22 protein-coding genes, 2 tRNA genes and 1 pseudogene are annotated in these 20,628 nt (G+C 38.3%); 14 read left to right on the top strand and 11 right to left on the bottom strand.

Translation table 11 applies throughout. From position 1 onward, the window contains the following. Positions 1-102 precede the first annotated feature (102 nt). The 4 genes from CO686_RS01800 to CO686_RS01785 all read left to right on the top strand — a co-directional run bounded on the left by CO686_RS01800 (position 103) and on the right by CO686_RS01785 (position 2,714). Entirely contained in the window at positions 103-1,374 is a 1,272-nt protein-coding gene (locus tag CO686_RS01800; protein WP_096753435.1) for a replication-associated recombination protein A, read from the top strand. Positions 1,375-1,638: 264 nt separating this feature from the next. Next, a tRNA-Lys gene (locus tag CO686_RS01795) sits at positions 1,639-1,711 on the top strand. 352 nt (positions 1,712-2,063) lie between these two features. Then, positions 2,064-2,579 (top strand): DUF308 domain-containing protein, encoded by a 516-nt coding sequence (locus tag CO686_RS01790; RefSeq protein WP_096753432.1) that lies wholly within the window; start codon positions 2,064-2,066, stop codon positions 2,577-2,579. Positions 2,580-2,641: 62 nt separating this feature from the next. After that, a tRNA-Lys gene (locus CO686_RS01785) sits at positions 2,642-2,714 on the top strand. Between the two features lie 138 nt (positions 2,715-2,852). On the opposite strand, the gene CO686_RS01780 is transcribed toward CO686_RS01785, so the two are convergent. Then, on the bottom strand, positions 2,853-3,944 hold the full coding sequence (locus CO686_RS01780; RefSeq protein WP_253665851.1) for an AI-2E family transporter: 1,092 nt from the start codon (positions 3,942-3,944) through the stop codon (positions 2,853-2,855). A 5-nt stretch (positions 3,945-3,949) separates the two neighbouring features. Then, positions 3,950-5,239, bottom strand: coding sequence for a hypothetical protein (locus CO686_RS01775; RefSeq protein WP_096753433.1), 1,290 nt, complete (start codon positions 5,237-5,239; stop codon positions 3,950-3,952). A gap of 924 nt (positions 5,240-6,163) precedes the next feature. On the opposite strand from CO686_RS01775, the gene CO686_RS01770 reads away from it, so the two are divergent. The 4 genes from CO686_RS01770 (at position 6,164) to CO686_RS01750 (ending at position 9,856) form a co-directional block, all read left to right on the top strand. Further along, complete coding sequence (locus CO686_RS01770) at positions 6,164-6,679, top strand: DUF308 domain-containing protein (protein ID WP_096753432.1); 516 nt, start codon at positions 6,164-6,166, stop codon at positions 6,677-6,679. Between the two features lie 766 nt (positions 6,680-7,445). Continuing rightward, on the top strand, positions 7,446-8,051 hold the full coding sequence (locus CO686_RS01760) for a DUF1269 domain-containing protein (RefSeq protein WP_000432802.1): 606 nt from the start codon (positions 7,446-7,448) through the stop codon (positions 8,049-8,051). A gap of 28 nt (positions 8,052-8,079) precedes the next feature. Continuing rightward, positions 8,080-8,496 (top strand): helix-turn-helix domain-containing protein, encoded by a 417-nt coding sequence (locus tag CO686_RS01755; protein ID WP_071788307.1) that lies wholly within the window; start codon positions 8,080-8,082, stop codon positions 8,494-8,496. 214 nt (positions 8,497-8,710) lie between these two features. After that, entirely contained in the window at positions 8,711-9,856 is a 1,146-nt protein-coding gene (locus CO686_RS01750) for a low temperature requirement protein A (protein ID WP_049473941.1), read from the top strand. 156 nt (positions 9,857-10,012) lie between these two features. Here the strand turns inward: CO686_RS01750 and CO686_RS01745 are convergent, their stop codons facing one another. Continuing rightward, positions 10,013-11,494 carry an AcpB/EbpR/MafR family transcriptional regulator gene (locus CO686_RS01745; RefSeq protein WP_001205292.1) on the bottom strand — a complete coding sequence of 494 codons (1,482 nt, stop codon included), beginning with the start codon at positions 11,492-11,494 and terminating at the stop codon, positions 10,013-10,015. A gap of 310 nt (positions 11,495-11,804) precedes the next feature. On the opposite strand from CO686_RS01745, the gene CO686_RS01740 reads away from it, so the two are divergent. The 5 genes from CO686_RS01740 (at position 11,805) to CO686_RS01720 (ending at position 13,727) form a co-directional block, all read left to right on the top strand. Next, positions 11,805-12,041 (top strand): GlsB/YeaQ/YmgE family stress response membrane protein, encoded by a 237-nt coding sequence (locus tag CO686_RS01740; protein WP_000964741.1) that lies wholly within the window; start codon positions 11,805-11,807, stop codon positions 12,039-12,041. Between the two features lie 99 nt (positions 12,042-12,140). Then, the gene (gene amaP / locus CO686_RS01735) at positions 12,141-12,704 is read left to right on the top strand and encodes an alkaline shock response membrane anchor protein AmaP (RefSeq protein WP_000045614.1); all 564 of its coding nucleotides are present in this window, start codon (positions 12,141-12,143) and stop codon (positions 12,702-12,704) included. A gap of 11 nt (positions 12,705-12,715) precedes the next feature. Then, on the top strand, positions 12,716-12,886 hold the full coding sequence (locus CO686_RS01730; RefSeq protein ID WP_000454669.1) for a DUF2273 domain-containing protein: 171 nt from the start codon (positions 12,716-12,718) through the stop codon (positions 12,884-12,886). An 11-nt stretch (positions 12,887-12,897) separates the two neighbouring features. Further along, positions 12,898-13,482 (top strand): Asp23/Gls24 family envelope stress response protein, encoded by a 585-nt coding sequence (locus tag CO686_RS01725; protein ID WP_000072932.1) that lies wholly within the window; start codon positions 12,898-12,900, stop codon positions 13,480-13,482. 41 nt (positions 13,483-13,523) lie between these two features. Beyond that, complete coding sequence (locus CO686_RS01720; RefSeq protein WP_000102421.1) at positions 13,524-13,727, top strand: CsbD family protein; 204 nt, start codon at positions 13,524-13,526, stop codon at positions 13,725-13,727. 205 nt (positions 13,728-13,932) lie between these two features. Here the strand turns inward: CO686_RS01720 and CO686_RS01715 are convergent, their stop codons facing one another. From CO686_RS01715 to CO686_RS01705, 3 genes and pseudogenes are all read right to left on the bottom strand, one after another. Further along, complete coding sequence (locus CO686_RS01715; RefSeq protein ID WP_049479764.1) at positions 13,933-14,454, bottom strand: hypothetical protein; 522 nt, start codon at positions 14,452-14,454, stop codon at positions 13,933-13,935. Positions 14,455-14,523: 69 nt separating this feature from the next. Further along, positions 14,524-15,037 (bottom strand): annotated as a pseudogene (locus CO686_RS01710) (thiol-disulfide isomerase). Positions 15,038-15,140: 103 nt separating this feature from the next. After that, positions 15,141-15,596 carry a GNAT family N-acetyltransferase gene (locus CO686_RS01705; RefSeq protein ID WP_096753431.1) on the bottom strand — a complete coding sequence of 152 codons (456 nt, stop codon included), beginning with the start codon at positions 15,594-15,596 and terminating at the stop codon, positions 15,141-15,143. 69 nt (positions 15,597-15,665) lie between these two features. Here CO686_RS01705 and CO686_RS01700 point away from each other — a divergent pair, with 69 nt between their 5' ends. Beyond that, positions 15,666-16,325, top strand: coding sequence for a prepilin peptidase (locus CO686_RS01700; RefSeq protein ID WP_096753430.1), 660 nt, complete (start codon positions 15,666-15,668; stop codon positions 16,323-16,325). Here CO686_RS01700 and trpA read toward each other — a convergent pair. Genes trpA through trpD form a run of 5 tightly spaced genes read right to left on the bottom strand, consistent with a single transcriptional unit; the run spans position 16,297 to position 20,621 of the window. Then, on the bottom strand, positions 16,297-17,073 hold the full coding sequence (trpA, locus tag CO686_RS01695) for a tryptophan synthase subunit alpha (protein WP_000047739.1): 777 nt from the start codon (positions 17,071-17,073) through the stop codon (positions 16,297-16,299). The genes CO686_RS01700 and trpA overlap by 29 nt on opposite strands. Next, on the bottom strand, positions 17,066-18,289 hold the full coding sequence (gene trpB / locus CO686_RS01690; protein ID WP_096753429.1) for a tryptophan synthase subunit beta: 1,224 nt from the start codon (positions 18,287-18,289) through the stop codon (positions 17,066-17,068). Before trpB ends, trpA begins: the two co-directional genes overlap by 8 nt. Then, entirely contained in the window at positions 18,267-18,866 is a 600-nt protein-coding gene (locus CO686_RS01685; RefSeq protein ID WP_000169919.1) for a phosphoribosylanthranilate isomerase, read from the bottom strand. The genes trpB and CO686_RS01685 overlap by 23 nt, the downstream gene beginning before the upstream one ends. Next, on the bottom strand, positions 18,853-19,620 hold the full coding sequence (trpC, locus tag CO686_RS01680; protein WP_000076532.1) for an indole-3-glycerol phosphate synthase TrpC: 768 nt from the start codon (positions 19,618-19,620) through the stop codon (positions 18,853-18,855). The genes CO686_RS01685 and trpC overlap by 14 nt, the downstream gene beginning before the upstream one ends. Then, positions 19,617-20,621: an anthranilate phosphoribosyltransferase gene (gene trpD / locus CO686_RS01675; RefSeq protein WP_000658699.1), complete on the bottom strand. Its 1,005-nt coding sequence runs from the start codon at positions 20,619-20,621 to the stop codon at positions 19,617-19,619. Before trpD ends, trpC begins: the two co-directional genes overlap by 4 nt. Positions 20,622-20,628: the final 7 nt, after the last annotated feature.

Here is a 20,628-nt window from a genome sequence, read left to right as displayed (position 1 = left end):
TATGCGATTCTTTAATCGCCCCGATTGCTCGGAAATATGCTAAAATAGATACTACCATCTTACCACATATACATCAGAAAATCCATGTTAGAAAGGACTGCTATGCCAGACAATCTCGCGCTTCGCATGCGCCCAAAAACCATAGACCAGGTCATCGGTCAGGAGCATCTGGTCGGACCTGGAAAAATTATCCGTCGCATGGTGGAAGCCAATCGTCTGTCCTCCATGATTCTCTACGGACCTCCAGGAATCGGCAAGACCAGTATCGCCTCAGCCATCGCTGGAACCACCAAGTATGCCTTTCGGACCTTTAATGCGACTGTTGATAGTAAGAAACGACTGCAAGAAATCGCTGAAGAGGCTAAATTTTCTGGTGGACTAGTTCTGCTACTGGACGAGATTCACCGACTAGATAAAACCAAGCAAGACTTTCTACTTCCCCTCTTGGAAAGTGGTCTGATCATCATGATTGGTGCGACGACTGAAAATCCTTTCTTTTCTGTAACTCCAGCCATTCGTAGCCGTGTTCAGATTTTTGAGTTAGAACCCTTGTCTAATCAAGATGTTAAAGAGGCGATTCAAATTGCTCTAACCGACCCTGAGCGTGGTTTTGATTTCCCAGTTGAGCTAGATGAGGAGGCTCTGGATTTCATCGCAACTTCTACAAACGGAGATCTTCGCTCTGCCTTCAACTCACTTGACTTGGCTGTTCTTTCTACTCCCGAAAATGACAAGGGCATCCGTCATATCACTCTTGATATCATGGAAAACAGCCTGCAGAGGAGTTACATTACCATGGATAAGGATGGGGACGGTCACTACGATGTCCTTTCAGCACTGCAAAAGTCCATCCGTGGCTCGGATGTTGATGCCAGTCTCCACTACGCGGCCCGCTTGATTGAGGCTGGGGATCTGCCTAGTCTCGCTCGTCGCTTGACTGTTATTGCTTATGAAGATATCGGTTTGGCCAATCCTGAAGCTCAGATTCATACCGTAACTGCTCTAGATGCTGCTCAAAAGATTGGCTTTCCAGAAGCTCGCATTCTCATTGCCAATGTCGTGATTGATTTGGCCCTCTCTCCAAAATCCAACTCAGCCTATGTGGCCATGGACAAGGCCCTTGCTGATCTCAAAACATCAGGGCATTTGCCTATCCCTCGACACCTGCGCGATGGCCACTACAGTGGAAGCAAGGAACTAGGGAATGCGCAAAACTATCTCTATCCGCACAACTATCCTGGACACTGGGTCAAACAAGATTACTTGCCAGAAAAAATTCGAGATCATCACTACTTCTCTCCAGAAGATACTGGCAAGTACGAACGGGCCTTGGCTCAAAGAAAGGAAGCTATCGACCGTTTGCGAAAAATCTGAAATCCTTTTCAAAAAATTGCACTTTCCTCTTGATTTTTTTTGAAAAAGTGGTATCATATAAACATAGAAACGCTGTGGTGTACGACTTCACACTTAAGTGTTGACCGACTATTTTTTGTATTATTAGGGAAACAAAAGTCTTCTAACAGCATGTAGGCCGTCTCACACGGAAACAGCTTCAGTTAGAGCGAGTTGCCCACCTGCTTAATTGCGCGGGTTCAATACAAACCGTGAAGTTTCGGCACCAATACAGCTTTTTTCTTTGCCTCCTTAGCTCAGCTGGCAGAGCAGCGGACTCTTAATCCGTGGGTCACAGGTTCGATCCCTGTAGGGGGCATCTAAATCAACAGGAAAAAGCCTTGAGTTCCAAGGCTTTTTTGCTTATCTATAACTGATTTACCCCATCATTTGTCCCACATTTTAAATCTATCTTTTCTTTTTGAATCAAATTACATCTTTACAAATAGTGTAAAGCCAGTTACTTTTGCTTTGATTCCATACAATATTTTCATGTAGAGAAGACAAATTTTATCTTCTCTTTTTATTTTCAAAATAATAAAAACTGATTTTCTTTTCATAAATCAGACTGAAACTTCCAAATTTTCCATTTTGTTTATTGATATTTCCTCTAAAAAGGTGTATAATATTTTTATTATCAAACTATACTATACTATATAGGGGGTATTGAAATGAAATTTTCTAATCGTTTACTGCTATTCCTTGCAGGAGTTGTTTTTGTCCTTTTAGCACTCTTTCTATTTACAGACCCAGTAGCTAATCTTGTTGCTTACAGCTGGTGGATTGCATTTGGTTTACTGGTTTCTTCTATAGCAGCTATTTTAGGCTATTTCTCTGCACCAAAAGAGCTTCGCTCACCTGTTTATCTTTTCCAAGGATTTGTTAGTCTTCTCTTAGCTCTTTACCTCGTTGCTTATGGCTTTGTGACCCTGCCGGTCGTCATTCCGACCATTGTAGGAATTTGGTTAATTGTAGAAGCCATTATTGCTTTCTTTAAAGGCAATCGTCTAGGATTGATTTTCCCTATTATTGGCAACCATATCATGTGGATAGCGTTGCTTGCATTTTTACTAGGTCTAGTGATTTTGTTCAATCCAGTAGCTACAAGTGTCTTTGTCGTTTATGTCGTTGCCTTTGCATTTTTAATTGTTGGTTTCACCTATATCCTTGATGCCTTTCGTAAATAATCTAGCTGCCATTTTGGGCATATTAAAATAGCTGGGAAGTTACATTCTCAGCTTTTTCTGTTGCTTCCTTAGCTCAGTTGGTAGAGCAGTAGACTCTTAAGCTATGGGGCGCAGGTTCGAGCCCTGCAGGGGGCATCTAAATCAACAGAAATAAGCCTTGAAACCAAGGCTTTTTTTAACGTCTAATAGCTTTTTGTAGAAAAGTATTTAAAAATAAAAGAGAAGAGAATCTCTCACTCTCTTCTCAGTATATCTTATTAAATTTAGTTTTTCTTAATCTAGCTGATTTTCCTTTGCAACGACAAATTCCTTAACCAATCGATAGATAACAGCAAATATCGGTGTAAAGAATATCATCCCAAGTAAGCCAAAGAGATTGCCTCCAATACTAGCAGCCGCAAGCGTGAAAATAGCTGGCAAACCAATAGATTGACCTACAACTCTAGGATAAATAAGGTTTCCTTCAATCAGCTGTATAACTTGATATAGAAGAAGAGAAAGTAAGGCTTGAGTAGGACTCACTGTGAAGATAAAAATCGCTCCCACAACACAAGCAATCATAGGCCCTACATAAGGAATGAACGATAGCACTCCTGCAAATATACCTGTCATTACCCCATAGGGTATCCCAAACACGCTGTAACCAACCGCTATCATAACTCCTATGATAACTGCTTCAATCAGCTGAATCATCAAAAATTGGTCATAAGTCTCTAGTGCTACTTGTCCAATGTAAGTCAACTTTATCACCACCTTCTCTGGAAGAAAAACTTTTAGAAGTCGACTCGTCATCGCTGCCAGATGTTCCTTACTGGATAAAAATAAAAAGGTAAATACTATAATCAGAAAGGCATTCATTATACTTGAAAAAATATTTCCTATATTACTAGTCAGACCGGATAAGAAGGTTATCAAAGCTTGACTAATAGAGCTAGACTGTCCCTGAATTCCTGATACGATAGTTGACAGCATGTCTTTGGTTACAAATTCCGAGCTGTCTAGCAATTTCCCAAGTTGAGTCAGGACTGTTGAAAGGACTGCTCCCAGCTGACTAATAGTCTGAGCAAGGGTTGGAAGCACCAAAACCAAAAGACAGATCACGATTAAGATAAGAGATAGGAAAACAAGCACCATAGCAATCGGACGGCGCAACCCTGCCTTTACCTTCATTTTAACTAGGAATTCTTCAATTTTTTTCATGGGAACATTGAGCACAAAAGCAATGACAGCACCATAAATCAAGGTAGAAGTTACTTCAAAGAGAGATACTGCCCCTGATATAAAGCTTGATGCATTCAGAATTACAAGAGTAACCAGCCCTATAAAAAGTATTAATGGGGTGTATTTTTTACTAAATTCATAAATTCTCCTTAATAAACATGTTTAGATACGACTATACTATTTGGTTTTTCAAACTCTCGGTCAAGGTAAGCTTGGTAAGTTCCTGGTGCGATAAATCCTTTGGGTGAGAGGATATCGGTGCCAGCCTGACCGACTATGGTATCAGCCAAGAGCACACAGTTTGTAGATAAGACAAAGTAGGATTTAAACTTAGATTTGATAAATTTATAAAGTTCCCCATCTGTCTCATGTCTGATTTTATAAGCGTAGGTGTAGTCTTCCTTACCATCACCTGTCATGATTTTATCTGCACTTGGCTCCCATGGAATCGTCAGTTGTTTCAATTCAGCCAACTTTTTCTGAACTGCTTTTTCCATTTCAGGCGTCAAATCTATCCCATAACCAAAAAGCGTTTTTTGACTCTCACGTTTACATAGGTCAATGTACTTGTCACGATCACAGAAATATAAGACACCATCTCCTACCATGCCAAATAAGGTCTCAGAAGACGGATCATAGTTGCCATAAGAAATAACACGGCCTTGATAGCAGATATCCACATGACCAATTGCCGAAAACAGGGAGGTCTCAGCTGTATGAACAAAAATTTCTAGCTCTGCTGTCTTACCAGACTTCACTATTCCAAGATGGATATCTTCTTCCTCATCAGCATTTTCCAGCATAAATTTGTTAATTTTTGCTAAAGTTCTTGCAGGGATGAGAGCGGCTAGGACAATAGGTAAGCTAATTCTAATGCGACGTTTGAGATGGTTTTTCCCAATTTCCCCTTCAAATAAGAAACCGTCACGGATATTGGACAGACCATAAAGGAAAAAATAAGCCCCTAAAACAAAGAGTTGAAAGACAGAATTTCCCGTAGAGGACAAAAGACTAGCTCCACCAAGAAAAACTAGTAGAATACCATCTAGTAAGAGACGAAAACGAGGTCGAATATTATTTTTACGGTAGAGAACATAGGTGACAAGATTAATCGTGGCCCTAAAAATCTGATAAACTCCAATCACAAGAGCCAGAACATAAATCGGTATATCAGTCGCAAGATTGGAGCCAAGCAAATATCCCAGCACTAACAATTTAACCAGTGCAACTCCCAAGGTATCCGTTGACTGGCTTTTTTTGAAAATACGTAATACTAAATCTAAGACCGTTGCTATCCAAGCTAAAAACAGAACCAGGCGAATAACCTTTACTGGCAACCAAGTCCCCGTGACCATCAAGATGAGACCTAGCAGAACAAACAAGAACCCCTGAGCAAGTAATTTCTTACCTGTCAGACCTAAAGATAGAATTTTCGCCATATAAAAACCTTTCAACAATAAAAATTAAACACTCCGATTAAACTGACTAGTAAATAGCCAACACTACAAACAGCCTGTGCCAGCAACATATGGTGACTAGAAATGACTGTAATAATGTCACCATCTTGTCTTATGCACTTCTAAAATTTGTTATATTGATTAGAAACCAGAGCTTATAAAAACTAGCTAAACTCGAGAGATAGACACAATTGCGACGAAAAAATGTATAACCAATTCAACTTGTTAAGGTAAGAAAGCATTATTTCCAATCTATTAATTATTCATCTATTACCTATTATGACACAATATTCCCTATAGTTCAACTTTTTACTTGTTTTTATATTACACGGACTAAAAAGTTTTCAACAGTTGATTGCATTTGTTTTAATAAGTTTTAACCTTTCTTGGTTAGATAAAAAAAGAACCATACAGTTTAGAATCTGTATGGTTTTTGCCCCACTTTTGTCCCATTTTTAAATCATGACATTGAAAATACCTAAAATCACTTATATTTCAATATTTTTAATTGCTCTCAATATGAAAGTCCTTTCCAAATCCCTGTAGGGGGCATCTAAATACAACAGGAAAAAGCCTTGTAAATCAAGGCTTTTTTTGCTTGTCTATAACTGATTTACCCCATCATTTGTCCCACATTTTAAATCTATCTTTTCTTTTTGAATCAAATTACATCTTTACAAATAGTGTAAAGCCAGTTACTTTTGCTTTGATTCCATACAATATTTTCATGTAGAGAAGACAAATTTTATCTTCTCTTTTTATTTTCAAAATAATAAAAACTGATTTTCTTTTCATAAATCAGACTGAAACTTCCAAATTTTCCATTTTGTTTATTGATATTTCCTCTAAAAAGGTGTATAATATTTTTATTATCAAACTATACTATACTATATAGGGGGTATTGAAATGAAATTTTCTAATCGTTTACTGCTATTCCTTGCAGGAGTTGTTTTTGTCCTTTTAGCACTCTTTCTATTTACAGACCCAGTAGCTAATCTTGTTGCTTACAGCTGGTGGATTGCATTTGGTTTACTGGTTTCTTCTATAGCAGCTATTTTAGGCTATTTCTCTGCACCAAAAGAGCTTCGCTCACCTGTTTATCTTTTCCAAGGATTTGTTAGTCTTCTCTTAGCTCTTTACCTCGTTGCTTATGGCTTTGTGACCCTGCCGGTCGTCATTCCGACCATTGTAGGAATTTGGTTAATTGTAGAAGCCATTATTGCTTTCTTTAAAGGCAATCGTCTAGGATTGATTTTCCCTATTATTGGCAACCATATCATGTGGATAGCGTTGCTTGCATTTTTACTAGGTCTAGTGATTTTGTTCAATCCAGTAGCTACAAGTGTCTTTGTCGTTTATGTCGTTGCCTTTGCATTTTTAATTGTTGGTTTCACCTATATCCTTGATGCCTTTCGTAAATAATCTAGCTGCCATTTTGGGCATATTAAAATAGCTGGGAAGTTACATTCTCAGCTTTTTCGTCTCTTTAATTATCACTTTTTCGCATTCCATTCTACGTAGAATTGCTCTAAGTATTCTTCCAAAAAGTGATGGCATAGTGCTCTAGCATTCGATAAGTTGGAATAATAACCGGTCGAGAACGGGGCATCGACTCAATCATACCGAAAATAAAAGATCGAATGTTATCTGCAAAAAGAAAGCTTAGATTCTTTGCGATTTCAACAAAAAAAGCACTGTTTGTACTGACCCCAAAAAGTTAGACAAGTAATTTAAGTGAAGGATTTAGTTCTGTATTTCACAGGACTAATGTAAGTGGCTCATTTGGACTATCCTCCTGTTTTGTTTTGTCACTTACAGTATAGTCCTTTTAGGCTTTTCTTGTATTTTGAGTTTAACTAGCACCACGGGTATTATTTTTCCTTTTACTTACCAGATAGAAGTTAAAACTTAATTGAAAAGAACCATTTAATTTAACTAATGCATGTTCTTAAAATTTCCTAAGTCTACCAACAGCTCTATCTAAATCTTTCTTTTTAATCAAAATTTTAAAATTGCCTAATTTATAGAATATAAGTTTTTAAATAAAAATTTAATCTTTTTGTAATATATTGTATATTGCATAAAAGATTATTGTATGCTACAATTCACCTTGTGTAGCAGTAGTTTGTACTACTAAATATAGGAGATTTTATTCTATCTCTATAAAGTAATAAAGGAGTGTAAGCCCATGGAAAATGTTGTTGTCTCAATTTTTCATATTGAAAGTGAAGCCTTTCAGGCCTTTTCAGAATTAAAACAGTTTGTTCAAACTGAAAATACAAAATTAGCTCAGGCTTCAATTGTAAAAGCTGAAAATGGCGTTGTTAACGTCAAAGATAGCTTTGATTTGATGAATTCCCTAGGAGATGATTATTTCGAAGGCGGATTAATTGGTAGTTTAATCGGAATTTTAGGTGGACCACTAGGTGTTCTCTTTGGTTTTGCTACTGGTGGAGCAATTGGCGCCTCCGTTGGTTCAGACAAAGAATTGATCAATTCGGCATTAATTACAACCGTTAGTAAAAAGTTGACTAATGGCGAAGTAGCTATTATTGCACTTGTACAAGAAAATGATGAATCTGTTTTAAATGCTATTTTTGAAAAGTATCAGGTTGACATTGCTAGATGGGATGTCGCTACTGTTGCGGCAGAGATAGAGTCAGCTCTCAAAATTCAAGAAGATTTAGAGCATCAAGCTAAAGCTCGCTTAATTGCGGATAAAAAAGAAGCTCGTCGTGAAAAATTTGATAAATTGAAAGCTAGTATTAAAGAGAAATTTTCGAAAAAAAATTAACAGACTGAAGAGACTGAGGTAATTAGGAATCGGTAAACAGTCCATCTCTGATTACGAAAAACAAAAAAGCTATCCTACCTTTGCAAATTTGGATAAGATAGCAGAATATTTTAATGCAACTCCAACCCAACTCTTTGGAACGAGTAAAGAGATTGAGTTAGAAAAGAGTGTTCTTGAATCTAATGAATACTCTGATAAAGTAAGTGAAATCTTAAAAGCTGTCAAATACATCGAGCATTTCCTACATACTGATGGACAGTACTTAGAGGATTTACTTTACCTAACAAGAGGCAACCAACTATACACAGAAGATGGAAAAGAGTTGTATATTGATCCAACTTCTCAGAAAAGAACACTTCATACCCAATATGAACCTGGTTTTATTGAAGCAAGAGATAAATCTCCACTAGAGCTCTTAATTGAAAATAAGGAGCTATTAGATTAAATAAAAAAAGCGAGGATATCCTCGCTTTTCTATTGTAAAATCTTATTCTTCATTATCAATCATCAAACACTCTGCCTGTGAGTTGGTACATGAGGTAAATGTGCTCCAAGGTTTTGACAATTCGCGTCACATGAAGTTATTTAAGCATATCCTTTTCTCTCATTACCATTTTCTGTTATAATAAATCGTACTTCTAGAATGGAAAGGACTTGAGATGACAACTCTTGTTAAACATAAACGTGTAAATTATTCAGAACTTTTTTATGATCTAGTTTTTGTTTTTGCGATTTCAAAAGTAACTGCTTTAATTCACCATCTTCATAACGGTATTTTGACTTGGAATTCTTTGCTTGATTTTTTCATGTCTGTCTTGCTTCTCATCAATGCCTGGATGATTCAAACCGTTTATACCAATCGCTATGGAAAGAACTCTGTATTTAACATGGTAATCATGTTTATCAATATGGGACTTTTACTCTTTATATCCAATTTGATTAAAGATGATTGGCAACAATATTTTCATTATGTCTGTTGGGCTATTGGTACATTAACCCTTACCTTATTTTTTCAATATTTGGTTGAGTTTTTTAAAAAATCAACCGATAATGTTCATAGGGAAAGTATCAAAGGTTTTCTATGGATAACAGGTCTACGAAGTTTAGAAATCTATCTAGCAGCTCTTCTTCCTATTTACATTGGAGTCTATATCCTTTATGCTAGTATTCTGCTAACATTTATTACGCCAATTACCTCGATTAGTAAAGATGATCATTTCCAGATAGTTCTCCCCCATTTAATCGAGCGCATCTCCCTTCTTGTCATTATTACGTTTGGAGAGATGATTATGGGGCTAGTTAACTTCTTTACAATCGAGAATTTCTCGATTTATTCGGTTCTTTATTTCATTATTATGCTTTCTCTGTTCTTGTTTTATTTTGTTCAATTCGACCATGCTATTGATGAAGAATCTAATCAAAAGGGACTATTTCTAATTTACAGTCACTATCCTATTTTCATTGGACTTCTTATGATGACCGTTTCGATGAGTTTTCTTCTGAATCCTGAAACTAATCTTCTCTTTGCAACCAGCTTCTTTTATATCGGAATTGGCCTCTTCCAAGCTGCTGTCCTAGCAAATGGGCCCTATAACAAACACTATCTTCGCTATTCGAAAAGTTACTACTGTGTCCAAGCTACACTCTATCTGGCTGCCTTGATTCTCTCTTTAATCTTTGCTTCTAATCCTATAATAGTAGTAAGTATTACAACCATTTTAGCTCTAGCTATAGCTATTCATTCTATTTATTTTTATATGACACAGACTAAAAAACATTCCACACCTTACTGGGAGTTGTTTTAATGAGTTTATAGCATTAAAAAAGCCTTGGTTTCCAAGGCTTTTTGTTGTTCTGAACTAAAAAATGACAGGTTTGTTAGGATATTCTGAGTTTAGTATAGATAAAATTCTTTCCTTATAAAACAAAAAACGCTATCTAGCGTTTTTTGTTATTCTTAGTTACTCGTCTAATCGAATAAACATCATTGCGTTAAGCAAAGAGATGAGAGCGACTGTATTGACATTATTGGAATAGATCAGTCTCTTATTTTCAATAGGTGGAATAATAAAATTTGAAATAATGATGTCGTAAGGTGATTCTTTTAGAGCATCAATGGACAACTCTAATTCACTCCAGACCTCCAGTTCAAAATTGTTACTGCAATAGTAAGCAAGTGTCTCGGCTACTGATTTTGCATGATACTGATCAAAATTACTCACGACCAAAACCTTTAATTTAGGTTGGTTTTGTAAAAGATTTAACACTAAGTGTTTGCTATGGGTGATAAAAGTATAGGATAAATGATTGACCTTCATTGAATTACGATCCATATCCAAAGCCTCTAGATAGTGTTCAATCCCTTCCTTCACCTCTGAAACAAAGCGAGGGAAAATATTTTGAAAGTTCTTGATTGTATTGCCTTTTTGATCAAATAAGATAAACTCTGTTGATAATTCCTGGCGATGCAGATGTGCCGTATTGTGCATATGCCAAATCAGATTGTCCTTATTGTCTACTTGAAGATTATACTCTCTTGATACCTGATCTACTAGCTTTCCCAATAACTGATACGATTTTTTTACATAGCTGTCTGTTTTTGCATGGTTGAGAAATACTTCTTCATCTATGAAAAACATTTTTTGAAAATAGGTTACAAATAATTGACCTATTACTTCTTTATTCAGTGAGATCTGATATTCAGAATCAAAACTCGCTACAATCTCGTTGATTCCTTCTGCCTGCATAAACGATTCCAACAATTGATTGTTAAAAGAGTCTCTCTCAACTTCCATGAAATGACCAAACTTTATGCGATATAAATTTGTAACCAGAAGTAATTTTAACATTCTGTGAGTTGATAAATTCATCGGGAAAGAAGTTGCTTTATAGACTAATTCCAATAATTGAGACAAGGGTTCTTGAGAAAAATCTTCAAAGGGCCATTCAAGGAAATAATATTTCTCTGAAAAATACTGGGCAAAAAAGTAACGGATATCAATCTCATTTCCAGTGATTCGAACTGGATTGAGGCTAATTTCAAAACGATATTGTTTCTTAATAATTTTATTAATATGACTGATGATACGATAAAGAGAGGAAGAACTGATATAAAACTCTTTGCAAATACTATCAGTATCACATCCTTCATTAAAGAAGACAAATTCTAAAATTGAAAAGTGGGTTGAATGCTTAAAAAAATGATGATAGACCATCTCAATATCACTATCATCGGTATTAATGATACGGATGCCGTTTGTTGAGGAATGAAATATCAAGTCAGGAAAAGAAGATCTGACATGGGACAAGTCATCTTTTACAGAACGTTCTGCACAGTGCAATAATTCTGCTAGTTCTGAAATATGAAACCAGCGCTTGTTTTCAAACAGTAATTCTAATAATTCTAATTGTCTGTGACTTTTTTTCGATAATAAATCTCTCATGAATAGCTTTTCTCTCTTTATAATAAACTAAACGATTGCCTATCAATCTTCATGCAATTATACCATATAGAGTGCATTTATCCTCTTACAACGACTTTTGCTTGTCATCAAAAGACTAGTCTAATCCCTTAGAAACCCAGTAGCATCAAGATTTTCTTATTTATTTGTACCTGTAGTGTGTTTTTATAATACGTAGTTTGAGACAAATTATTACCCTTCCATATTTAAATATTATATAATTAATTCAATCAAAGAAATTGGTTTTCTGAAATTGATTCTTTGATTTAGAAATAAAAAAGGAGGATACACTATGTTGTGGTCCATTATTGTAGGAGGTCTTATTGGTCTCATCGCAGGTGCAATCACTAAAAAAGGTGGTTCAATGGGATTGATTGCAAATATCTTTGCAGGTCTTATCGGTTCGTCTGTAGGGCAATCACTTCTAGGAAGCTGGGGACCTTCATTGGCTGGAATGGCTATTATTCCGTCAATCGTAGGTGCAGTGATTGTTGTTGCAGTCGTTTCATTTCTATTTGGTAAAAAATAAGCATTACCTAATAGAACATTAAAAGTGATAAGCCATAATTTTGAATACTTTAGACGGGTAAAATTATGGTTTAAAGCTTTTCATTTGAAAGGATTTAATATGTCAAAATCAAAGAAAATATTGTTACTTATTTTCTGTATTTTAATCTTGGCTATTTTCCTTCCTATTCTCATAGATTATCATCAGGTCAGTGATTTAGATATCCACTTATTCAGTTGGAGAGAACTCTACGCTGAATTTCTGATTGCTAGATATGTCTTTTGGGGGACACTTGTCCTATCTGTTTTAGTGTTAATTTCAATGTTAGTAATACTCTTCTATCCTAAACAGTATTTAGAGATTCAATTAGAGACTCAAGAAGATACATTAAAACTAAAAAATTCAGCTATCGAAGGCTTTGTTCGATGTTTGGTCATTGATCATCAGTTGATCAAAGAACCAACAGTCCATGTAAATAGCCGCAAAAATAAATGTTTCGTTTATGTTGAGGGCAAAATTCTTCCTTCGGACAACATCTCAAATCGATGTCTTGTCATCCAGAATGAAATAACTCATGGATTAAAGCAGTTCTTTGGTATTGAACGTGAGGTAAAACTTGAAGTTAAAGTGAAAGAATTTGAACCTCCAAAAACGACCAAAAAGACTGTTAGTCGTGTAAAGTAAGGAAGTAAAAAATGGAATGGTTTAAAAAATATCAGTATCCAATTATTGCAGGTCTAGTAGGTGTCATTCTCGCTTGCTTTATCTTATCCTTTGGCTTTTTCAAAACACTCTTTGTACTAATTTGTGGAGCCCTAGGAGCATTTGCAGGATACTATGTTAAGGAAAAATATTTAAATAAATAAAGGAGTCTCGTATGTCAAACGTAGATAAAAATGTAGAAAAAAAAGATGTCGCTGTTGTTTCTCAAGATGTTAAAGGGGAACTCACTTATGAGGATAAAGTAATCCAAAAAATCATTGGTCTTTCACTTGAAAAAGTACCTGGACTTTTGGATGTGGATGGAGGATTCTTCTCTAATCTAACAGAAAAAATTATCAATACAGATAATGTCACTCATGGTGTCAATGTTGAAGTTGGGAAAGAGCAAGTTGCAGTTGACTTGAACATTGTTGTTGAGTACCAAAAGAATGTCCCTGCTTTGTACAAAGAAATCAAAGATGTTGTCGTATCACAAGTTACAAAAATGACTGATCTAGAAGTGGTTGAAGTCAATGTGAATGTTGTTGATATCAAAACGAAGGAACAGCATGAAGCAGATTCAGTTAGCCTCCAAGACCGAGTAACTGATGTGGCTTCTTCAACAGGAGAATTTGCTTCAGAACAATTTGAAAAAGTGAAATCTGGTATCGGTTCAGGTGTTGCTGCTGTTCAAGAAAAAGTAGGCGAAGGTGTTGAAGCCGTTAAAGGCGAAACAAAAGAAAATGCTCGCGTACACTAATTCATCTGGTCAAAATCAATCAATTTAAAGGAGGCAGAATCATGTCAACAGAAGAAAAATTAAACCAAGCAAAAGGTTCCATTAAAGAAGGTGTCGGCAAAATGATCGGCGATGAAAAAATGGAAAAAGAAGGAACAGCTGAAAAAGTTGTTTCTAAAGTAAAAGAAGTTGCTGAAGATGCTAAAGACGCTGTCGAAGGCGCTATTGAAGGTGTGAAAAACATGCTTCACAAAGACGAAAAATAAGGCTAAACGTTAATTGACCTTTTCATTATAGTAGTCAAAAAGAGGACCGCAAATGTCCTCTTTTTTTGTAGATCGGATTCCAAACACGTTTCCCATTTTTCGTTAAAAGAGATTCTTAATAGGAAAGGCTCTGGTTTCAGGGCTTTTTTGTTTACTTAAAATAATATGTTTTTTATTGAATTGAAACGTTTATACGCTACTAGACTTACTTATCCACCACCTGAGCTTCAAATTGGGCTGGTTGGTTGTCTACATTGGTAATGGTTATCGTGTAGGGCTTGTTATTGGTGGCATCAAACACTTTTTCACCTTGGTAACTCACAACTACTCCATCTTTTTCTAAATAAATATCTGCTTGCTTGTTTGGAAGTTCTTCATCCTCCTCATCGAAACCATGGCTTTTTATAATCTTTTGTTCCTCTACTTCATAGTAAACATCGCCGTTTCTTTCACTCCAAACACTTGAGCCAGTTAATTTAATTTTACTTGAATCGTTTTTCTTCAAGATGAAGATTGAATAGTATTCCAAATCTTGTGTTCTGGGATTTACTCTTAAGCTGACGGATTGACCTGGTTGAAGAGTGTATTTGCCATAGTTCAAAACGGAAAAGACAAACCAGACTAGCAGCAAACTATACAAGACTCCTATAATCATTCGTGAGCGCCTACTTTTAAACAAACGTAAAAGTAACAGTAAAGAGACAATAAAGATCAATTCTGTAAACATTTTGTCCCTCCTTTCTCATCATCATTGACATCCTAAACAGAGTCTCGCATCCATTTCTCACTAGTAACATCAACCATACAAAGTCTGATACATCTTATCTAGAAAAGCTTTCAACTCTTTTCGAACAATCTTTAATAGGCGTTCTTCTTCGGCTTGAGAGATGTTCACACTTTCTTTTTTTCTGATTCCTAATATAAGAATAGTATCTACGTCTTAGGGTTAATTGATGATCTAAAATATAGTAGGCATTTATTTTTTCCTCATTTACCATTGTTTCAAATAAAACAGAGACTTCATCCCTTCTAGGATTCGACATTTTCAAATCGATGTCTCCTTTTATCCCTATGGAGTCAATTCCTCCATCCAAGCGAATGACACCGTCGGGAGGAACAATATAGCCTGCTTTTCGCATGTCAGACGCATATTTTCCTGACGCCGTTAAATGTTGTAAGACAGCTGTAGTGTCCTTTTCTTCAAAGGAGGTCTTTAATTGGAAGCGTTCTTGGTGGGAATAAAGATTGATACCAACAACTAAGGCAAGTACAGAAGCAAGCAAGATTCGTATTTTTCTAGGTCTCGACATGTTTATCTCCTCTATCTAAGAAATCATAGAAGTCTTGTTTCTAACTTTGAAAGATAACTTCTTTATCCTTGAAAATCCTTGGGACTCTAGCCCCACGTGAATATTATCTGCCCTTTTTCATGATGTATTTTCGTACAGGTGCTTCAACCATTTGAACGATTTTAAATCCTTCTTTTTGATAGAGATGCTGGGCTGCTTGATTTGCTTCGTAGACATTTAGAGAAATAGTATCTATGTCTTCATTTTCAAATGCCAAACTAACAAATTTCCTTAAAGCCTGGCTACCTAAGCCTTGCCCCTGTTTCTGGGGATTGATAAAAAATCTCCCGATATGAAGATTCCTGTCTTCTAGCCTGATTTTCTGGATAAGCCCCACAAACTCTTGTCCATCAAATATTGAAAAGATTCCTTCCAAATCTTGCAAGACTTGAATTGTCAAGGGAAAAGGAATCATTGTTCCCATCCATTGCTCTTGAAAGGATTTGCCAAGGGAGTTGGACCATCGGCATACGAGCTGAGCGTTTTCTGTGCTCACATTTTCTTCAAAACGAATTGTCATCTTGACCTCACCATCTTATCAATGTTTCTTTATTATACTACTTCTCTTATTTTTTACGAATAGATAAGTATGATTGATTTTTATTTTTTTCTTGTCGGGAGCATTCTCGCTTCCTTTCTTGGTTTGGTTATTGACCGTTTTCCTGAGCAATCCATTATCCAACCTGCTAGTCACTGCGATTCCTGTCAGATTCGCTTGCGTCCGCTAGATTTGATTCCTATCCTTTCGCAGGTGGTTAATTGTTTTCACTGTCGCTACTGCAAGGCTCCTTATCCTGTCTGGTATGCCCTCTTTGAACTAGGCTTAGGACTCCTCTTTCTGACTTGGTCTTGGGGCTGGCTTTCCTTGGGGCAAGTCATCCTCATCACTGCTGGTTTGACCTTGGGCATCTACGACTTTCGCCATCAGGAATATCCCTTACTGGTCTGGATGACTTTCCACCTAATCCTAATGGCTTTCTGTAGTTGGAATCTGGTTATGGTCTTCTTCCTTATACTTGGAATCATGGCTCATTTTATCGATATCCGAATAGGCGCAGGGGATTTTCTCTTTCTGGCTTCTTGTGCTCTCGTTTTTAGTGTGACAGAATTACTCATCTTGATTCAGTTTGCTTCTGCGGCAGGAATTTTAGTCTTTCTCTCGCAAAAGAAAAAGGAAAGACTTCCTTTTGTGCCTTTCCTCTTACTTGCTGCTTGTGTGATTATTTTTGGTAAGCTACTGCTTGTTTGATAAAGTCCTCAATCGGCTCTCCTTGGTGGAGAGCTTTTACAATTTTCGAACCGACGATAACGCCATCTGATACCGCATTGAAGCGTTCTACGTCTTCTTGACTAGACACACCAAATCCTGTCAAGACTGGGATGTCAGCTACTTGATGCAATTGTGCCAGGTGCTTGTCCAAGTCTGCACGGTAATTTCCTGATTTCCCTGTTACCCCATTGATGGCAACGGCATAGACAAATCCCTCAGCTCCCTGGATTAACTCTTTTTGGCGCTCGAGTCCTGTGGTCAAACTAACTAGGGGAATCAAGGCGATATCTGTGTCTGCCAAAAAGGGCTCTACAAAGTTGGCATGCTCATGAGGCAGGTCTGGGATAATCAAGCCCTTAACTGCTGTATCTGCCAGATCTTTGACAAATTTCTCCACACCGTACTGAAAGAGGGGGTTGAAGTAGGTCATGATGACAAGCGGAACTTCTGTTTGAATGGTTTTCAAGGTTTCAACCAAAGCCTGGGTAGAAGTTCCATGAGCTAGACTGCGCAAGCCTGCTTCTTCGATTACAGGTCCATCTGCAACAGGGTCTGAAAAGGGAATACCCACTTCAATAGCAGAAACACCCAAATCTTCTAAAAAGTGGATTGTTTCACCAAGACCATCTAATCCTTTCTCATGGTCCCCAGCCATGATATAGGGAACGAAAATTCCTTTTCCTGCTGCTTTGATAGCGTTCAATTTTTCTGTTAGTGTCTTAGACATGGGCTTCTCCCTTCTTTGCTGCATCTGCTTCCAAGCGGTCTTTGACTTGAACCACATCCTTGTCCCCACGACCAGATAGGCAGACAATCATAGACTTGTCTGGACCAAGTTCTTTGGCTAATTTCACTGCAAAGGCAATGGCATGGCTAGATTCCAAGGCTGGGATAATCCCTTCCACGCGAGACAAGAGTTGGAATCCTTCCAAGGCTTCCTCGTCAGTCACAGGAACATAGCTGGCACGTTTGATATCGTGGTAGTGAGAATGTTCTGGACCGATACCAGGATAGTCCAAACCTGCTGAGATAGAGAAAGCTTCAAGAATTTGCCCATGTGCATCTTGGAGCACATCCATAAGCGAACCGTGGAGAACACCTGGGCGACCCTTGGTCAAGGTAGCTGCGTGGTGCTCCGTATCCACACCAAGCCCTGCTGCTTCAGCCCCATACATTGCTACTGACTCATCTTCTACAAATGGATGGAAGAGACCGATAGCATTAGAACCACCACCAACACAGGCTACTAGGGCATCTGGTAAATCTTGACCTGTCAAGTCACGGTACTGTTGTTTAGCCTCTCGACCGATGACACTTTGGAAGTCACGAACGATTTCTGGGAAAGGATGAGGCCCCAAGGCAGAACCAAGGATATAGTGGGTGTCATCGATGTTAGCTACCCATGAACGAAGGGCTGCATTAACTGCATCCTTGAGCACGCGCGAACCATCTGTCACGGCCTCAACCTTAGCTCCCAAAAGCTCCATACGGAAGACATTAAGGGCTTGGCGTTTAACATCTTCCTCACCCATATAGATGGTACATTCCAAGTTAAAGAGAGCTGCAGCAGTTGCAGTTGCCACACCGTGCTGACCAGCACCCGTTTCAGCGATAATTTTCTTTTTACCCATGCGTTTAGCCAGAAGAACTTGTCCCAAGGCATTGTTAATCTTGTGAGCCCCTGTATGGTTGAGGTCTTCCCGCTTGAGATAAATCTTAGCTCCACCGATATGCTGGGTCAAGTTTTTTGCGTAGTAAAGAGGAGTTTCACGTCCTACGTACTGACGTAAGAGCTGGTTTAATTCCTCTTGGAAACTTGGATCCGCCTGACTTTCACGATAAGCTTTTTCCAACTCCAAAACTGCTGTCATCAATGTTTCTGGGACAAAACGTCCGCCGAATTTTCCGTAAAATCCTTCTTTATTTGGTTCTTGATATGCCATGCTTTACCCTCTCTATAAATCTTCTAATCTTTTCATGATCTTTTTGTCCATCCGTCTCCACTCCACTTGATACATCTACTGCATAGGGAGTAAAGTGTTGAATTGCTTTTACTACATTATCTTCATTAAGCCCACCTGCGATAAAGAAGGGCTGAGCTAGTCCTGTCGTATCCAGTTGACCCCAGTCAAAGGTCTGGCCACTCCCAGCAACAGGGGCATCAAAGAGTAGATAATCTGCCTGAGAATTAGGCACAAGCCCCTCTCTATCCACTTGCACAGCCTGAATACTGCTACAAGGCAAATCTTCAAACAACTCATCTGCTACCTGACCGTGAACTTGAACCAAGTCCAGACCAACTTTTTCAATCGCTTCTAGCAATTCTGCCCGACTTGGTGAAACAAATACACCAACCTTTTTAACGTTGACAGGAATGAGCTTTGCCAGCTCAGCAGCCTGTCCTAAGGTCACCTGTCTCTTACTAGGAGCGAAGACAAAACCGATGTAATCCGCCCCTGCTGAAACGGCTGTTTCCACCGCTTCTTTGGTTGATAATCCACAAATCTTAACCTTTGTCAATTTGCAACTCCTTGATTCTCTGGGCTACATCCTCCGCCTGCATCAGAGCTGTCCCTACTAAAATTCCGTTAAAGGATGATGCTAGTCCTTCCGCATCCTGCTCTGTGAAAATAGCAGATTCAGAAATGTAATAGTGACCTTTCTTAAAGTGCTGGGCCAAGTCTACACTGGTCTGCAAATCGACTTCAAAGGTGGTCAAGTTGCGGTTATTGACCCCGATAATCTCCGCTCCAAGTCTGTGGGCTACTTCTAGTTCAGCTAGATTGTGAGTCTCTACCAAGACTTCCAGACCAAGCTCTGTAGCATAGTCATACAGTTCCTTGAGGCGTTCTTCTGACAAGGCCGCGACGATGAGCAAGATAACTGTCGCACCTGCATTACGAGCGCGGATAATTTGCTTTTCATCGATGATAAAGTCCTTGTTGAGCGTCGGAATCTGCACCTGACTGGAAATCTCCCGCAGATAATCCAAATGTCCTTTAAAGAAAATCTCATCTGTCAAAACCGAAATCATCACTGCTCCATTTGCTTCATAAGTCTGGGCCTGTTGCACAATATCCACATCGAGATTGATATCTCCCAGACTAGGGCTAGCTTTCTTGACTTCTGCAATCACCTGCAAGCGGTCTTGATGATTCTTCAAAAATTCTGCCAAGCGATAGGTCTGGCGCAAGGGCTGGATTTGCTCCAGCTCCATTTGCTCGACTTCACGCGCCTTCTGCTCTAAGATTCGTGCTAAAAATTCCTGACTCATTTTTGGTACTCCTGTAACAGTCTGAGTTTTTCAAGGGCCTTGCCACTAGCAATCACTTGACGGGCCAAGGCTACTCCTTCCTTGATACTAGCTACCTTACCATTAGCATAGAAACCAAGACCTGCATTTAAAACTGTCGTTTCCAAGAATGGACTTGGTTCGTTTTGAAGAACGCTGAGCAAAATTTCTGCATTTTCCTGAGCATTCCCACCACGGATATCTTCGATAGCGTAGCGTTCCATCCCCAAATCCTCTGGAGTGAAGCTTGACAAGGTGATTTCGCCATTTTCAAGAAGAGCAATCTTGGTTGTTCCGTTCAAGCCAGCTTCATCAAGACCTTCTGGTCCAGCAACCACAACGGCACGTTTGCGACCCATATTTTTCAAAACTTGAGCTGTACTTTCTAGCAGTTCTGGACGACTAATACCAAGCAACTGTGTTTCTAAGGCCATTGGGTGAATCAGTGGACCAGTCAAGTTCATGATTGTTGGAATTCCCAACTCCAAACGAGCTGGCATGATGTATTTCATAGCTGGGTGCATATTTTTAGCAAAGAGAAAGACGATTCCAGTTTTATCAAAAATCTTACCTAGTTCAGCTGATTTGAGATCAAGATTGATGCCCAATGCTTGAAGGACATCTGCCGAACCTGATTTAGAAGAAATCGAACGGTTACCGTGCTTAGCCATATGAATGCCGCCACCAGCCAAGACAAAGGCTGCAGTTGTGGAAATGTTAAAGCTGAAAGACTTGTCCCCACCTGTACCGCAGTTATCCATAGCATCATGTATCTCAGTTGGAATATGTTGGGCATGCCCTCTCATGACTTGGGCAATGGCTGTGCGTTCTTCCGGTGTTTCCCCCTTCATCTTAAGAGCCAAGAGGAGAGAAGCAATCTGCGCTTCAGTTACACGCCCAGTTACGATACGCTCGATGACATCTGTCATTTCCACACCTGATAAATTTTCAAATTTTGCTAGTTTTTCAATAATCTCTTTCATCCTAGTT

Origin of the sequence: Streptococcus oralis (assembly GCF_002386345.1) — a bacterium.
Lineage (GTDB): Bacteria > Bacillota > Bacilli > Lactobacillales > Streptococcaceae > Streptococcus > Streptococcus oralis_S.
This window is presented reverse-complemented; position numbering and strand designations above follow the sequence as displayed.

Bases quoted from the DNA above. Each gene is read 5' to 3' on its own strand.
- CO686_RS01750 (WP_049473941.1), top strand. From the start codon at position 8,711: ATGACAACTCTTGTTAAACATAAACGTGTAAATTATTCAGAACTTTTT.
- trpC (WP_000076532.1), bottom strand. From the start codon at position 19,620: ATGAGTCAGGAATTTTTAGCACGAATCTTAGAGCAGAAGGCGCGTGAA.
- CO686_RS01725 (WP_000072932.1), top strand. From the start codon at position 12,898: ATGTCAAACGTAGATAAAAATGTAGAAAAAAAAGATGTCGCTGTTGTT.
- trpB (WP_096753429.1), bottom strand. From the start codon at position 18,289: ATGGCATATCAAGAACCAAATAAAGAAGGATTTTACGGAAAATTCGGC.
- amaP (WP_000045614.1), top strand. From the start codon at position 12,141: ATGTCAAAATCAAAGAAAATATTGTTACTTATTTTCTGTATTTTAATC.
- trpD (WP_000658699.1), bottom strand. From the start codon at position 20,621: ATGAAAGAGATTATTGAAAAACTAGCAAAATTTGAAAATTTATCAGGT.
- CO686_RS01740 (WP_000964741.1), top strand. From the start codon at position 11,805: ATGTTGTGGTCCATTATTGTAGGAGGTCTTATTGGTCTCATCGCAGGT.
- CO686_RS01760 (WP_000432802.1), top strand. From the start codon at position 7,446: ATGGAAAATGTTGTTGTCTCAATTTTTCATATTGAAAGTGAAGCCTTT.
- CO686_RS01720 (WP_000102421.1), top strand. From the start codon at position 13,524: ATGTCAACAGAAGAAAAATTAAACCAAGCAAAAGGTTCCATTAAAGAA.
- trpA (WP_000047739.1), bottom strand. From the start codon at position 17,073: ATGTCTAAGACACTAACAGAAAAATTGAACGCTATCAAAGCAGCAGGA.
- CO686_RS01705 (WP_096753431.1), bottom strand. From the start codon at position 15,596: ATGACAATTCGTTTTGAAGAAAATGTGAGCACAGAAAACGCTCAGCTC.
- CO686_RS01730 (WP_000454669.1), top strand. From the start codon at position 12,716: ATGGAATGGTTTAAAAAATATCAGTATCCAATTATTGCAGGTCTAGTA.
- CO686_RS01700 (WP_096753430.1), top strand. From the start codon at position 15,666: ATGATTGATTTTTATTTTTTTCTTGTCGGGAGCATTCTCGCTTCCTTT.
- CO686_RS01790 (WP_096753432.1), top strand. From the start codon at position 2,064: ATGAAATTTTCTAATCGTTTACTGCTATTCCTTGCAGGAGTTGTTTTT.
- CO686_RS01775 (WP_096753433.1), bottom strand. From the start codon at position 5,239: ATGGCGAAAATTCTATCTTTAGGTCTGACAGGTAAGAAATTACTTGCT.
- CO686_RS01745 (WP_001205292.1), bottom strand. From the start codon at position 11,494: ATGAGAGATTTATTATCGAAAAAAAGTCACAGACAATTAGAATTATTA.
- CO686_RS01715 (WP_049479764.1), bottom strand. From the start codon at position 14,454: ATGTTTACAGAATTGATCTTTATTGTCTCTTTACTGTTACTTTTACGT.
- CO686_RS01770 (WP_096753432.1), top strand. From the start codon at position 6,164: ATGAAATTTTCTAATCGTTTACTGCTATTCCTTGCAGGAGTTGTTTTT.
- CO686_RS01800 (WP_096753435.1), top strand. From the start codon at position 103: ATGCCAGACAATCTCGCGCTTCGCATGCGCCCAAAAACCATAGACCAG.